The sequence below is a fragment of the Pseudomonas sp. A0308 genome (assembly GCF_044218815.1).
Classification (GTDB): Bacteria; Pseudomonadota; Gammaproteobacteria; order Pseudomonadales; family Pseudomonadaceae; genus Aquipseudomonas; species Aquipseudomonas iridis.
On the sequence record NZ_CP162581.1, the window covers coordinates 4,156,685 to 4,169,549 of the forward strand.

Annotated in this window: 14 protein-coding genes; 12 read left to right on the plus strand and 2 right to left on the minus strand. The window is 60.9% G+C overall.

All coding sequences use genetic code 11. The features are described from left to right. The first annotated feature begins 97 nt into the window (after positions 1-97). From nrdR to AB4P92_RS19260, 12 genes are all read left to right on the plus strand, one after another. A complete protein-coding gene (nrdR, locus tag AB4P92_RS19205) occupies positions 98-562 on the plus strand; it encodes a transcriptional regulator NrdR (protein WP_007910946.1) in 465 nt (154 codons plus the stop codon). Then, complete coding sequence (ribD, locus tag AB4P92_RS19210; RefSeq protein ID WP_042561300.1) at positions 559-1,692, plus strand: bifunctional diaminohydroxyphosphoribosylaminopyrimidine deaminase/5-amino-6-(5-phosphoribosylamino)uracil reductase RibD; 1,134 nt, start codon at positions 559-561, stop codon at positions 1,690-1,692. The genes nrdR and ribD overlap by 4 nt, the downstream gene beginning before the upstream one ends. 47 nt (positions 1,693-1,739) lie before the next feature. After that, positions 1,740-2,405 carry a riboflavin synthase gene (locus tag AB4P92_RS19215; protein WP_042561299.1) on the plus strand — a complete coding sequence of 222 codons (666 nt, stop codon included), beginning with the start codon at positions 1,740-1,742 and terminating at the stop codon, positions 2,403-2,405. A 16-nt stretch (positions 2,406-2,421) separates the two neighbouring features. Then, complete coding sequence (ribBA, locus tag AB4P92_RS19220; protein ID WP_042561298.1) at positions 2,422-3,513, plus strand: bifunctional 3,4-dihydroxy-2-butanone-4-phosphate synthase/GTP cyclohydrolase II; 1,092 nt, start codon at positions 2,422-2,424, stop codon at positions 3,511-3,513. A gap of 91 nt (positions 3,514-3,604) precedes the next feature. After that, positions 3,605-4,081 carry a 6,7-dimethyl-8-ribityllumazine synthase gene (gene ribE / locus AB4P92_RS19225; protein ID WP_003228649.1) on the plus strand — a complete coding sequence of 159 codons (477 nt, stop codon included), beginning with the start codon at positions 3,605-3,607 and terminating at the stop codon, positions 4,079-4,081. Then, positions 4,078-4,578: a transcription antitermination factor NusB gene (gene nusB / locus AB4P92_RS19230; protein WP_047303669.1), complete on the plus strand. Its 501-nt coding sequence runs from the start codon at positions 4,078-4,080 to the stop codon at positions 4,576-4,578. The genes ribE and nusB overlap by 4 nt, the downstream gene beginning before the upstream one ends. A gap of 17 nt (positions 4,579-4,595) precedes the next feature. Beyond that, complete coding sequence (gene thiL / locus AB4P92_RS19235; protein WP_273877730.1) at positions 4,596-5,561, plus strand: thiamine-phosphate kinase; 966 nt, start codon at positions 4,596-4,598, stop codon at positions 5,559-5,561. Beyond that, positions 5,558-6,061 (plus strand): phosphatidylglycerophosphatase A, encoded by a 504-nt coding sequence (locus AB4P92_RS19240; RefSeq protein WP_011336134.1) that lies wholly within the window; start codon positions 5,558-5,560, stop codon positions 6,059-6,061. The genes thiL and AB4P92_RS19240 overlap by 4 nt, the downstream gene beginning before the upstream one ends. 34 nt (positions 6,062-6,095) lie before the next feature. Further along, complete coding sequence (locus AB4P92_RS19245; RefSeq protein ID WP_395598010.1) at positions 6,096-6,833, plus strand: substrate-binding periplasmic protein; 738 nt, start codon at positions 6,096-6,098, stop codon at positions 6,831-6,833. A gap of 154 nt (positions 6,834-6,987) precedes the next feature. Next, positions 6,988-7,605, plus strand: coding sequence for a GTP cyclohydrolase II (gene ribA, locus AB4P92_RS19250; protein ID WP_042561294.1), 618 nt, complete (start codon positions 6,988-6,990; stop codon positions 7,603-7,605). Further along, the gene (locus AB4P92_RS19255; RefSeq protein WP_042561293.1) at positions 7,602-8,021 is read left to right on the plus strand and encodes a hypothetical protein; all 420 of its coding nucleotides are present in this window, start codon (positions 7,602-7,604) and stop codon (positions 8,019-8,021) included. Before ribA ends, AB4P92_RS19255 begins: the two co-directional genes overlap by 4 nt. Beyond that, positions 8,021-8,821, plus strand: coding sequence for a cobalamin-binding protein (locus AB4P92_RS19260; RefSeq protein ID WP_395598011.1), 801 nt, complete (start codon positions 8,021-8,023; stop codon positions 8,819-8,821). The genes AB4P92_RS19255 and AB4P92_RS19260 overlap by 1 nt, the downstream gene beginning before the upstream one ends. 108 nt (positions 8,822-8,929) lie before the next feature. Here the strand turns inward: AB4P92_RS19260 and AB4P92_RS19265 are convergent, their stop codons facing one another. Both AB4P92_RS19265 and dxs read right to left on the minus strand, forming a co-directional pair. Next, positions 8,930-10,816, minus strand: coding sequence for a TonB-dependent receptor domain-containing protein (locus AB4P92_RS19265; RefSeq protein ID WP_395598012.1), 1,887 nt, complete (start codon positions 10,814-10,816; stop codon positions 8,930-8,932). A gap of 139 nt (positions 10,817-10,955) precedes the next feature. After that, complete coding sequence (dxs, locus tag AB4P92_RS19270) at positions 10,956-12,854, minus strand: 1-deoxy-D-xylulose-5-phosphate synthase (RefSeq protein ID WP_042561290.1); 1,899 nt, start codon at positions 12,852-12,854, stop codon at positions 10,956-10,958. Positions 12,855-12,865: the final 11 nt, after the last annotated feature.

Below are 12,865 nucleotides of genomic sequence, written 5' to 3' on the forward strand. Positions count from 1 at the left end.
CAAACGATCATGCCCGTCTGTATACCGCAAACCCTATGTCTTGTCTTGCCACCGGGATGCGCTACCATGGCCCTCCCTTTTTTTGTTGCCAGCCACCATGCACTGTCCCTTCTGCGGTGCCAACGACACCAAGGTCATCGACTCGCGTCTGGTCGCCGAGGGCGAACAGGTGCGCCGCCGGCGTGAATGCCTGGCCTGCGGCGAACGTTTCACGACATTCGAGACGGCCGAACTGGTGTTGCCGCGCCTGATCAAAACCGATGGCAGCCGCCAACCGTTCGACGAAGAAAAACTGCGCGCGGGCATGCAACGCGCTCTGGAGAAACGTCCGGTGAGCGTCGAGCGCCTCGAATCCTCTCTGGTCCACATCAAGCACAAGCTGCGCGCCACCGGCGAGCGCGAGGTCAAATCCCTCGTGGTCGGCGAACTGGTCATGGCCGAGCTGCAAAAGCTTGATGAAGTCGCCTACATCCGTTTCGCTTCGGTGTACAAGCGCTTCCAGGACCTCAACGAGTTCCGCGAAGAAATCGACCGCCTCGCCCGCGAACCGGTGAAAGAATGACCACCGTCGCCGAGCAGGCCATCCTCGACGCCCATTTCATGGCGCGTGCGCTGGAACTGGCGCGCAAAGGTCACTACACCACGCACCCCAATCCGCGGGTTGGCTGCGTGATCGTGAAGGACGGGCAGATTGTCGGCGAAGGCTGGCACGAGCGCGCCGGCGAACCTCACGCCGAAGTCCACGCCTTGCGCGCCGCCGGTGAGCTGGCACGCGGCGCTACGGCATACGTCACCCTCGAGCCTTGCAGCCACCATGGGCGCACGCCGCCGTGCGCCGATGCGCTGGTCATTGCCGGTGTCGGCCGAGTGGTTGCGGCAATGCGTGATCCGAATCCGCAAGTGGCCGGGCGCGGTTTGCAGCGTCTGGCCGATGCCGGCATTGCGACTGAAAGCGGCGTGCTGGAAGCCGAAGCGCGCAGGCTCAATCACGGATTTTTGAAGCGCATGGAGCACGGCTTGCCGTTCGTGCGAGTCAAGTTGGCCATGAGTCTGGACGGTCGCACGGCGATGGAAAGCGGCGAGAGCCAGTGGATCACCGGCCCGTCCGCGCGTTCGGCGGTGCAGCGTTTGCGTGCTCAGGCGGCCGTGGTGCTGACCGGCGCCGATACCGTGCTGGCCGATGGCGCGCGCTTGACGGTTCGCGCCGACGAACTGGGTCTGGATGCCGAACAAACCGCATTGGCCATGAGCCGCCCGCCGCTGCGGGTTTTGATCGACGGGCGTCTGCGGGTGCCGCTTGATGCACCGTTCTTCAAGGCTGGCCCGGCGCTGGTCGCGACCTGCATGGCCGTCGAAGAGCAATACGCCAACGGCCCGGAATGTTTGATCGTGCCGGGTGATGACGGTCAGGTCGACCTGCATCAATTGCTGGTCGAGTTGGCCAACCGTGACGTCAACGAGGTGCTGGTCGAGGCCGGTCCGCGTTTGGCGGGGGCGTTTGCCCAGCTCGGTCTGGTCGATGAGTTCGTGATCTTTATAGCCGGCAAGTTCCTTGGCTCCACGGCGCGTCCATTGCTGGACTGGCCGCTGGCCTATATGAAGGATGCGCCGGAGCTGAAAATCACTGAAATTCGTGCGGTGGGCGATGACTGGCGAGTCACTGCCATCCCTGTCCTTACGGCGAGCGTATAATTCCCGGCCATCGCGTTAGCGCTGGCTTCGTTCTCAAGGAGAACCCCATGTTTACCGGCATCATCGAATCCATCGGCAGCATCCGTGCAATGACCCCAAAGGGCGGCGATGTACGGGTGCATGTTGAAACCGGCAAGCTCGACCTGAGCGACGTCAAACTCGGCGACAGCATCGCGGTCAACGGCGTCTGCCTGACGGCTGTCGAGCTGCCGGGCAACGGCTTTGCCGCCGACGTCAGCCGCGAAACGCTGGACTGCACCGCCATGAATGACCTGAAAAGCGGCAGCCCGGTCAATCTGGAAAAAGCCCTGACCCCGACCACTCGTCTCGGTGGTCACCTGGTCAGCGGTCACGTCGACGGTGTCGGCGAAATCGTCTCCCGCGCCGATAATGCCCGCGCCGTGGAGTTTCGCATCCGCGCACCGAAAGAACTGGCCAAGTACATCGCCCATAAAGGCTCGATCACCGTCGACGGCACCAGCCTGACCGTGAACGCAGTCGATGGCGCCGAGTTCATGCTCACGATCATTCCGCATACCCTGAGCGAAACCATCATGGCTTCCTACAAGCCGGGTCGTCGGGTGAACCTGGAGGTCGACTTGCTGGCGCGTTATCTGGAGCGCCTGCTGTTGGGCGACAAAGCCGCAGAGCCGAGCGCTGGTGGCACGATTACCGAAAGTTTTCTGGCCGCCAACGGCTACCTCAATTCCTGACTGAAGGGGGTGCCTTGTGGCGCTCAATAGCATCGAAGAACTGGTTGAAGACATCCGCCAAGGCAAGATGGTCATCCTCATGGATGACGAAGACCGTGAGAACGAAGGCGACCTGATCATGGCCGCCGAGTGCTGCAAGGCCGAACACATCAACTTCATGGCCAAGCACGCCCGTGGCCTGATCTGCATGCCGATGAGCCGCGAGCGCTGCGAACTGTTGAAGCTGCCGCTGATGGCGCCACGCAACGGCTCCGGGTTCGGCACCAAGTTCACCGTGTCGATCGAAGCGGCCGAAGGCGTGACCACCGGCATCTCCGCCGCTGACCGTGCACGCACCGTGCAGGCTGCCGCCGCGAAAGACGCCAAGGCTGAAGACATCGTCAGCCCCGGCCACATCTTCCCGCTGATGGCTCAGGCTGGCGGCACCCTGGCGCGCGCCGGCCACACTGAAGCTGCTTGCGATCTGGCGCGCATGGCCGGTTTCGAGCCAAGCGGCGTGATCTGCGAAGTGATGAACGACGACGGCACCATGTCCCGTCGCACTGAGCTGGAAGCGTTCGCCGCTGAACACAACATCAAGATCGGCACCATTGCCGACCTGATTCACTACCGGATGATCCACGAACGTACCGTTCAGCGGATTGCCGAGCAGCCACTGGACAGCGAACTGGGCCAATTCAACCTGGTGACCTATCGTGATTCGGTAGAAGGTGACGTACACATGGCCCTCACGCTGGGCACTGTTTGCGCTGAAGAGCCAACCCTGGTTCGCGTGCACAACATGGACCCGCTGCGCGATCTGTTGATGGTCAAGCAGCCTGGTCGCTGGAGCCTGCGCGCCGCCATGGCTGCCGTTTCCGAGGCCGGCAGCGGCGTGGTGCTGTTGCTGGGTCACCCACTGGATGGCGACGTGTTGCTGGCGCATATTCGTGAAACCGGCGATCAGGTGCCGGCGAAAAAACCGACCACTTACAGCATCGTCGGTGCCGGTTCGCAGATCCTGCGTGACCTCGGTGTACGCAAAATGCGCCTGATGTCGGCACCCATGAAATTTAATGCGATATCCGGTTTCGATCTGGAAGTTGTAGAATACGTGCCCTCCGAATAATGACCGGTTGTTTCCGGCCCTGAATTCGCGGCAAATAAATCACTGAGGGACGCGTAGCAGACGCGTCCCGGCTCTTTAAGAGAACTGACGAATGACCCTGAAGACCATCGAAGGTACCTTCATCGCCCCTAAAGGCCGCTACGCTTTGGTAGTGGGCCGTTTCAACAGCTTCGTTGTTGAAAGCCTGGTCAGCGGTGCAGTTGATGCCCTGGTTCGCCACGGCGTGAGCGAAAGCGACATCACCATCATCCGCGCTCCTGGCGCCTTCGAAATCCCGTTGGTTGCGCAGAAAGTCGCTCAGAAAGGCGAGTTCGCAGCAATCATCGCCCTCGGCGCGGTCATTCGTGGCGGTACTCCGCACTTCGAATACGTGGCAGGCGAGTGCACCAAGGGCCTGGCCCAGGTGTCCATGGAGTTCGGCGTTCCGGTTGCGTTCGGCGTCCTGACCGTTGATTCCATCGAGCAAGCCATCGAACGTTCCGGCACCAAGGCCGGTAACAAAGGTGCTGAAGCTGCCCTGTCCGCACTGGAAATGGTCAGCCTGCTGGCACAGTTGGAGGCCAAGTGATTAGCGACGAAAGCGATCGTTTCAACCCGCGCGACCCTCGTCCAGCGGACGCCGGCAAGCCTTCGAAAAGCGAAAAGCGCCGCGCTGCCCGTCAGTTGGCGACTCAGGCTTTGTACCAGCGGCTTCTGGCCGGCACTTCGCTGAACGAAATCGAAGCGCAGTTTCGCGTCGACAACGATTTTACCTTTGCCGATGCCAGCTACTTCCACGACATCCTGCACGGTGTTCCGGCCAACCAGACCGAGATCGACACTGCGTTGGCGCCGTGCCTGGACCTGACCATCGAAGAGCTGGACCCGGTTGAGCTGTGCGTGCTGCGCCTGTCCACCTGGGAGCTGCTCAAGCGCGTCGACGTGCCGTACCGTGTGGTGATCAACGAAGGCATCGAACTGGCGAAAGTCTACGGTTCGACCGACGGCCACAAGTTCGTCAACGGTGTGCTCGACAAGCTGGCCCCGCGTCTGCGTGAAGCTGAAGTGAAGGCGTTCAAGCGCTGATACGCGCTTGATATCCAATGGGCGAGTTTGAGCTGATCCGCAATTTCTTCGCCGCCGCCCCTTGTGCGCAGGGCGGCGAGGGCGTTGCTCTCGGGATCGGCGACGACTGCGCCTTGCTGGCGGTTCCCCCCGGGGAACAGCTGGCAATCTCCACCGATACGCTAGTGGCCGGCGTGCATTTTGCCGATCCTTGCGATCCGTATCTGCTCGGTCAGCGCTCGCTGGCCGTTGCGGTCAGCGATCTGGCCGCCATGGGCGCTACGCCCATTGCCTTTACCCTTGCCCTGACTGTGCCGACGGTGACCGCCGATTGGCTGCAAGCCTATGCCCGCGGTTTGAACCGCATGGCGCAGAGCTGCGGCGTGGCCCTGGTCGGTGGCGACACCACGCGCGGGCCGTTGAGCCTGACCGTCACGGTGTTCGGCCGCGTCCCCACCGGACTGGCCTTGACCCGCAGTGGCGCGCAGCCAGGTGATTTGCTGTGTGTCGGCGGTGAACTGGGCAATGCCGCTGGTGCATTGCCGCTGGTGTTGGGCCAGCGCGACGCCGCGCCGGACATCGCCCGGCCGCTGCTCGATCACTACTGGTCGCCGCAACCGCAACTCGCGCTCGGTCAGGCGCTGCGCGGCAAAGCCACGTCGGCGCTGGATATCTCCGACGGTTTGCTCGCCGATTGCGGGCACATCGCGTTGGCGTCGAAGGTGCGACTTCAAATTGAACGTGAGCGTGTACCGCTGTCGGATGCACTAGTGGCGTTTCTTGGTCAGCGCGGTGCCGAGCGTGCAGCGCTGAGCGGTGGCGATGATTACGTGCTGGCCTTTACGTTACCGTCCGTCGAGTTGCCGGCACTGTTGGCCGATGGTTGGCCGATCCATGTTATCGGTCAAGTGGCAGAGGGGCAGGGCGTGGCGCTACTGGACCGCGAAGGGCACGACATCACCCCGCAAATCCGGGGCTATCAACATTTTCAGGAGTCACCGTGACAGATCACCCGAAACAGGTCCCGGCCGAATTCGTTCCGCCTTCTGTCTGGCGCAATCCCTGGCATTTTCTCGCCTTTGGCTTCGGTTCGGGCACCTTGCCCAAAGCACCGGGCACGTGGGGTTCGCTCGTTGCGCTACCCTTTATCCCGTTGTGGCAGATGTTGCCTGACTGGGGGTACTGGCTGATGCTCGGCATCACCATGCTGTTCGGCTTCTGGCTGTGCGGCAAGGTGGCCGACGATCTGCGCGTGCACGACCACGAAGGCATCGTCTGGGACGAAATGGTCGGGATGTGGATTACCCTGTGGCTGGTGCCGGAAGGCTGGTACTGGTTACTCGCGGGTTTCCTGGTGTTCCGCTTCTTCGACATTCTCAAGCCGTGGCCGATCCGCTGGATCGACCGGCATGTTCATGGCGGTGTCGGCATCATGCTCGACGACGTGCTGGCTGGCGTGTTCGCCTGGCTGGCGATGCAAGGGCTGGTGTGGGTATTTGCCTGATTCGAGGGTTGTCAGGTTAGAGAGGGTACTAAGGATGTCTCGGCGCTGGTTGGCAGGAGTGGTTTTGGCGGTGCTGGGCACTGTCGCCAGTGCGCAGGAAGCCGCGCCGATGCCCTCGGTGATTCATCTGGCCAGCGAAGTCTGGGAAGACTACACCGCTGCCGATGGCCATGGTCTTGCCTGGGATGTGATGCGTAAGGTGTTCGAGCCGGTCGGGGTAAAACTCGATATTCGCAGCGAACCCTACACGCGATCTGTAGGGCTGGCGCAGCGTGCAGAAGTCGATGCTTGCGTGGGCTCCTATCACGAAGAGTTCAGTGATCTGCTCTATCCGCGCTGGAATTTCGATATCGATCACATCTATGCGCTGGGCCTTGCCAGCAACCCGGCGCCAACGCTGGAAACGTTGGGCAGCTATCGACTGGCCTGGGTGCGCGGCTACGATTACCAGAACTACCTGCCCAATGTGCAGAGCTTTAACGAAGTCATCCGACGCACCGGAATCCTGTCGATGCTGACCCACAACCGTGCCGACTATTACATCGACGCGCTGACTGAAATCAATTACGTGGTCGGTCGGGCGAGGGATCCGTCGCAATTTCGCACGACCCATGTTGCCGAGTTGCCGCTGTACCTGTGCTTCGCCAACACCCCCAAGGCGCGCACGTTGATGGCACTGTTTGACAAACGTATGGAGCAATTGGTGAAAAGCGGCGAGCTGAAACCGATTTTCGAGAAGTGGAAGCAGCCGTATCCGTTCGAGCAGCCGTGACGCGGATCGGTCGGTTCGAAACTGAACCCTGTGGGGGAAGTCATCAAACTTTTTGATCGTTATGCCCGATAATTCAGCCTAAGCGTCTGTAGGAACCTGCTGTTACAATGCCGCCCAGCGAATCTTCAGACTTTTTTAGATCAGGAGCACACCGGTGCCTGTCGTTTTTGTTGCCGCTTCCAAGCTGCCAACGCCTTTTGCGCAATTCACCATGCACGGTTTTCTCGACGAAGCCACCGGCCGCGAGCATGTCGTACTGAGCTTGGGTGATTTCACCGACGGTGCCCCGGTACTCGGCCGATTGCATTCTGAATGCCTGACCGGTGATGCCCTGTTCAGCCAGCGCTGCGACTGCGGTTCGCAACTGGAAGGCGCGCTCAAGGCCATCGCTCGCGAAGGTCGTGGTGTATTGCTCTACCTGCGTCAGGAAGGTCGCGGCATCGGTCTGTTGAACAAGATCCGCGCCTACGAATTGCAGGATGGCGGCGCCGATACCGTTGAAGCCAACGAACGTCTGGGCTTTGCCGCCGACCAGCGCGACTACGCCATGTGCCTGCCGATGCTCGAACATTTGGGCGTGAAGGCCCTGCGTCTGATGACCAACAACCCGCGCAAGGTCAAAGCCCTGACCGACATGGGCATCGTCGTCGCCGAGCGCGTGCCGCTGCACACCGGCCACAACCCGCACAACAAACTGTATCTGGCGACCAAGGCCAGCAAGCTCGACCACATGATGGGCAATGAGCATCAGGGTGAGGTAGACAGGGCGTGACTCGCGGTCAGGTAAAGCGTCGCCTCAGCGTCGACTGGTGGAAATACCTGGCGTTAGCGCTGGTGCCGTTGTTCGTGCTGAATGCCGTGTTTGGTCAGGGCGAGGCGATTCTGCCGGTGCTGGCGATGCCGCTGTTCATTGCCGGTGTCGCTTCGATGTTCGTCAGCCTGAAGTATTTTGGCCGCTACAAACATGCGCTGATCGCTACGCAAAAAGCCCTCGATACAGCGGATGAGCCGGCAGCCTGGATCGCCCTCGCGGCAAGCCGCCGAGCGGCATTTCTCGCGGCCGCATTGCCTGCGTGGATCGGTGCACTGGCGGTATTTGTCGGCCTTGAAGCCATACCACTGATGTTGCTGGCACTGTCCACCGTCGTGCTGTTTTACCTCTACCGTATCCCGCGTCAACTCGGCTGATGCGCCGTCTCTGGCTGGCGGTTCTGCTGCTGGCCATCAATGGCCCTGTATTCGCCGCTCTGCGTGTGGTCAGCCTCGCGCCGTCTCTCTCTGAAATCGTCGTTGAACTGAATTCCGCCGATCTGCTGGTCGGCGTGCTGGATGCGGGCGAGCGGCCTGCTGCGATTGCGAATCTTCCCTCGGTGGGCCGCTATGGCCAACTCGACATGGAGCGTTTGCTCAGTCTCAAACCTGATCTGTTGTTGCTCTGGCCTGGTAGTGTCGGGCCGGCGCAGCGCGATCAGCTCAAGCGGCTGAAGATCCCGACTTACGTCGCTGAATCGCACAGCCTTGAACAGCTTTCTGCGCAGATCGAAGCCATCGCCGGGCAACTGGGCCGGCCCGAGCGTGGGGTGAAACTGGCGACGGATCTTCGCCAGAAACTCGACCACCTGCGCCAGCGTTATCACCGGGACACGCCGCTTAAGGTGTTCTATCAGGTGTGGGACAAGCCGCTGTATACCGTTGGCGGGGGGCAGATCATCAGCGATGCGCTTGAGGTGTGCGGCGCGCGCAATGTGTTCGGCGACTTGAGCCTGCCGGCGCCGCAAGTCAGCATTGAGGCAGTATTGCAGCGAGATCCCGAGGTGATTCTGGCCAGTGATCAGGTGCAGCTGGATGCGTGGAAGGCATGGCCGCAGGTGGCTGCTGTAAAGCAGGGGGCATTGCTGCGGGTAACCGACAAAGGTCTGGAACGCCCGAGTGGCCAGATGATCGACGCCACCGGCAAGCTCTGCCACCTCATCCAGCCTGACAATTAATCCCTGTAGGAGCTGCCGCAAGGTGCGATCTTTTGATGTTGTTTTAGAAGATCAAAAGATCGCAGCCTGCGGCAGCTCCTACAGGGAGCATCAGCAAATTCAGAGGTTTCAGCGCAGTTCAGGCGTCCAGGTCACCCCGAACATCCAGGCCCGGCCTTCCTCGCGATAACCGTACTGGTTGCCGTCATAGCTGTAGTTCGCCCGGCTGTAACCCTTATCGAGCAGGTTATCCACCTTCAGATCCAGTTTGATCTCCCGGTTCAGCGCCCAACTGCTGCGCAGACCGAACAACGCGTAACCACCTAGTGTTTGATTGTTGGTCAGGTCGTCATAGCTGCTGCTCACCGTCTGCCAACTGGCACCGACGCTCAGTCGATCAAACTGCCGATCCACATCCCAACTCAACGTCCGCCGTGCTCGTCGTGCCAACGTATGGCCGGTATCACGGTCGCGCGGGTCGATGATCGCCACGCCAAGGTTGCTCTGCCAGCCAAACAATTCCTGCTTCAGCGCCGCTTCAAAGCCGTTGATCCGTGCTGAAGCCACGTTTTCCGGGCGTGAGTTGCTGCCGAAGATGATCGCGTCTTCAAGATCCGTGCGGTACAGCGACGCTTCCAGACGACTGCTTTCACTCAACTGGCTGCGCCATTGCAGCTCGTAGCTTTTCGAGGTTTCCGGTTTCAGGTTTGGGTTGCTGAAATCCGGGTAGTACAGGTCGTTGAAGGTCGGTGCACGAAAGCCTTCGCTGTAGCTGAGCAGCAGATCGTTGTCCGGATTGAGCGGTAGGGTGAATGTGCCGCTCCAGGTGTTCTGACCGCCGAACTGCTGGTTGTCGTCGTGACGCAAACCGAGTTCAGTGGAGAAACTGTCAGCCTGATAACGGTGCTGGATGAACGCGGCGCGGTTCCAGCGGCTGTCCTCGTCGAACGCGGTGCTGCTATTGATCCGGTCTTCGTACCAGTCGCCGCCGAGGATCAGGCTGTTGCGTGCATCCAGGGTCAAGTCGTTCTGCCAGTTCACCGAATCGCGGTAAGTGTTGAACACCGTGCGCTCGTCGCTAAGCTTATCCAGTGTCTTTTCGCGGTTCTCGGTGTGGCCGAATTCAATGCGGGTTTTCCAGATATCGTTGACCCGGGCATCGACGTAACTGCTGACGCTACTAACGTTGAAATCGCTGTAGGGCTGTTGCTGGACCGATTCGAACGTGGTCATGTCGAAGCGTCCGAACGGATTGTCGAACTCGCTTTTGCCACGGTTATCCAGCAGGTTGGCGCCGACTTCTATGTCATCAGTCAGCGCATGGCTGAGGCTCAGGCTCACTGACTTGTTGCGGTAGGCATCGTGATCGCCGTCGCTTGGGTATGACTCATGAGTACGGTCGATCCCGGCGGTTTCATCCAGGCTGGCGCCAAGGTTGAAGCGGGTTTTGTCGTCGCCACCGGACAGGCCGAGGCTGCGCTCCCAGGTTTGATGGCTGCCGAAGCCGACATGCATGCGTGGTTGCACGCCTTGCTCAGCCCCGCGACGGGTAAAAATCTGAATTACCCCGCCAATCGCATCGCTGCCGTAAATCACCGAGCGCGAACCGCGCAGCACTTCCACGCGTTCGATCTGCTCGATGTTCAGGTGTTGCAGATTGCTGTCACCGGAAGTGGAACTGCCGATGCGCTGGCCGTCGACCAGCACCAGGCTTTGCGCCGACTGCGTGCCACGGATATAGACCCCGGGCAAGCTGCCGCGCCCACCGGCCTGCGCCACTTGCACGCCCGGCACGCGACGCAGCAGGTCTGACACATCGCTCGGTTGCAGGCGATCAATGTCTTCGCGGGTGAACACAGTGTTGGCGGCGCTGCTGTCATTGCGCGCTTCGACCTGACGGTTGGCGCTGATCAAAACGTCCGGCAGCTTCAGCGCTTGATCCCGCTCGAAGGTGTCGGCGACAGCGCTGGCGGATGGCAGCAGGAAAAAGGGCAGGGCGAGGCGCGAGAGTTTCATGGCAATCCATCGGGAGTATCGGGTATACACAAATCAAATGTGGGAGCGAGCCTGCTCGCGAATGCGGTGTATCAGTCAGAAATGATTTGACTGACAGTCCGCTTTCGCGAGCAGGCTCGCTCCCACAAGGGTATTGCGTTTACTTGTTAAGCAATTCCAGACGCTCACGAATCGACGCTTCGATCCCCGCTTCATCCAGCCCGCACTCGGCCAGCATCTGCGCAGGCTTTGCATGCTCGACGTAAACATCGGGCAAGCCCAGATGCAGCATCGACTTGAGGATATTCTCGCGGGCGAGAAATTCGCTGACTGCGCCACCGGCGCCGCCCATGATCGCGTTCTCTTCGATGGTCACCAGCAACTCGTGGCTGCCGGCAATCTCGCGCACCAAAGCTTCGTCCAGTGGTTTGACGAAGCGCATGTCGACCACTGTCGCATCCAGCTTCTCGGCGACTTTCAGCGCCTCGGCCAGTTGCACGCCGAACACCAGCAGGGCGACTTTGCTGCCCTGACGACGGACGATGCCTTTGCCGATTTCGATCGGTTCGAGATCTTTCTCGATAGCCGCATTCGGGCCATTGCCGCGCGGGTAACGCACTGCCGCCGGGCCGTTGTACAGGTGACCGGTGGTGAGCATCTGGCGCAGTTCGTTTTCATCGCTCGGGGTCATGATGACCATGCCCGGGATGCAGCGCAGGTAGGACAGGTCGAAGCTGCCGGCATGGGTCGGGCCGTCTTCGCCGACCAGACCTGCGCGGTCGATGGCAAATAGCACGTCGAGGTTTTGCACCGCCACATCGTGAACGAGTTGGTCGTAACCGCGCTGGAGGAACGTCGAGTAGATCGCCACGACCGGTTTTGCGCCTTCGCAGGCCATGCCGGCGGCGAACGTCACCGCGTGTTGCTCGGCAATCGCCACGTCGAAATAACGCAGCGGGAAGCGCTCGCTGAATGCCACCAGATCCGAGCCTTCCTTCATCGCCGGGGTAATCCCGACCAGACGCGGATCAGCCGCGGCCATGTCGCACAGCCATTCCCCGAACACTGCCGAATACTTCGGCCCGCCGGTTTTCTTCGGCGCAGTGGCCGGCGCGTCGACAGGCTCGAGCTTGGTGATGGCGTGGTAACCGATCGGGTCGACTTCCGCCGGGGCGAAGCCTTTGCCTTTCTTGGTGACGATGTGCAGGAATTGCGGGCCCTTCAGGTCACGCATGTTGCGCAGCGTAGCGATCAGGGTCGGCAGATCGTGGCCGTCGATCGGGCCAATGTAGTTCCAGCCCAGCTCTTCGAACAGGGTGCCTGGGACCAACATGCCTTTCGCGTATTCTTCGGTGCGACGTGCGATTTCCCAGGCGCCGGGCAGGCGCGACAGCACTTTTTTACTGCCTTCACGCATGCTCGCGTAAGTGCGGCTGGAAAGAATCTTCGCCAGATAATTCGACAGGCCACCGACGTTGCGCGAGATCGACATGTCGTTGTCGTTGAGGATCACCAGCATGTTGGCGTTGACTTCCGGCGCATGGTTCAGCGCCTCGAAGGCCATACCGGCGGTCAATGCGCCGTCGCCGATCACGGCAATCGCCTTGCGATCACTGTTCTGCAGGCGGGCGGCAATCGCCATGCCCAGCGCTGCGCTGATCGACGTGCTGGAGTGGCCGACGCCAAAGGTGTCGTACTCGCTCTCGGCGCGACGCGGGAAAGCGGCGATGCCGTCCTTCTGGCGCAGCGATTCCATGCGCTCACGGCGACCGGTGAGGATCTTGTGCGGATAAGCCTGATGACCAACGTCCCACACCAGCCGGTCGTCCGGGGTGTCGAAGACGTAATGCAACGCGATGGTCAGCTCGATGACGCCCAGGCCGGCACCGAAATGCCCACCGGTCTGGCCGACCGTGTAGAGCAATTCCAGGCGCAACTCATCAGCCAGGGTTTCCAGCTCGGCTTCGGCTAACCGGCGCAGGCCGTCCGGCGTATTCGCACGGTCGAGCAGGGGCGTGGTCGGGCGCTTGCGGGGAATCTCATGAAACGTCGTGGGCATCAGGCGAATCG

Excerpts from the sequence above, each read along its gene's own strand:
- nrdR (WP_007910946.1), top strand. The coding sequence starts at position 98 with ATGCACTGTCCCTTCTGCGGTGCCAACGACACCAAGGTCATCGACTCG.
- ribD (WP_042561300.1), top strand. The coding sequence starts at position 559 with ATGACCACCGTCGCCGAGCAGGCCATCCTCGACGCCCATTTCATGGCG.
- AB4P92_RS19215 (WP_042561299.1), top strand. The coding sequence starts at position 1,740 with ATGTTTACCGGCATCATCGAATCCATCGGCAGCATCCGTGCAATGACC.
- ribE (WP_003228649.1), top strand. The coding sequence starts at position 3,605 with ATGACCCTGAAGACCATCGAAGGTACCTTCATCGCCCCTAAAGGCCGC.
- thiL (WP_273877730.1), top strand. The coding sequence starts at position 4,596 with ATGGGCGAGTTTGAGCTGATCCGCAATTTCTTCGCCGCCGCCCCTTGT.
- AB4P92_RS19245 (WP_395598010.1), top strand. The coding sequence starts at position 6,096 with ATGTCTCGGCGCTGGTTGGCAGGAGTGGTTTTGGCGGTGCTGGGCACT.
- AB4P92_RS19260 (WP_395598011.1), top strand. The coding sequence starts at position 8,021 with ATGCGCCGTCTCTGGCTGGCGGTTCTGCTGCTGGCCATCAATGGCCCT.
- AB4P92_RS19265 (WP_395598012.1), bottom strand. The coding sequence starts at position 10,816 with ATGAAACTCTCGCGCCTCGCCCTGCCCTTTTTCCTGCTGCCATCCGCC.
- dxs (WP_042561290.1), bottom strand. The coding sequence starts at position 12,854 with ATGCCCACGACGTTTCATGAGATTCCCCGCAAGCGCCCGACCACGCCC.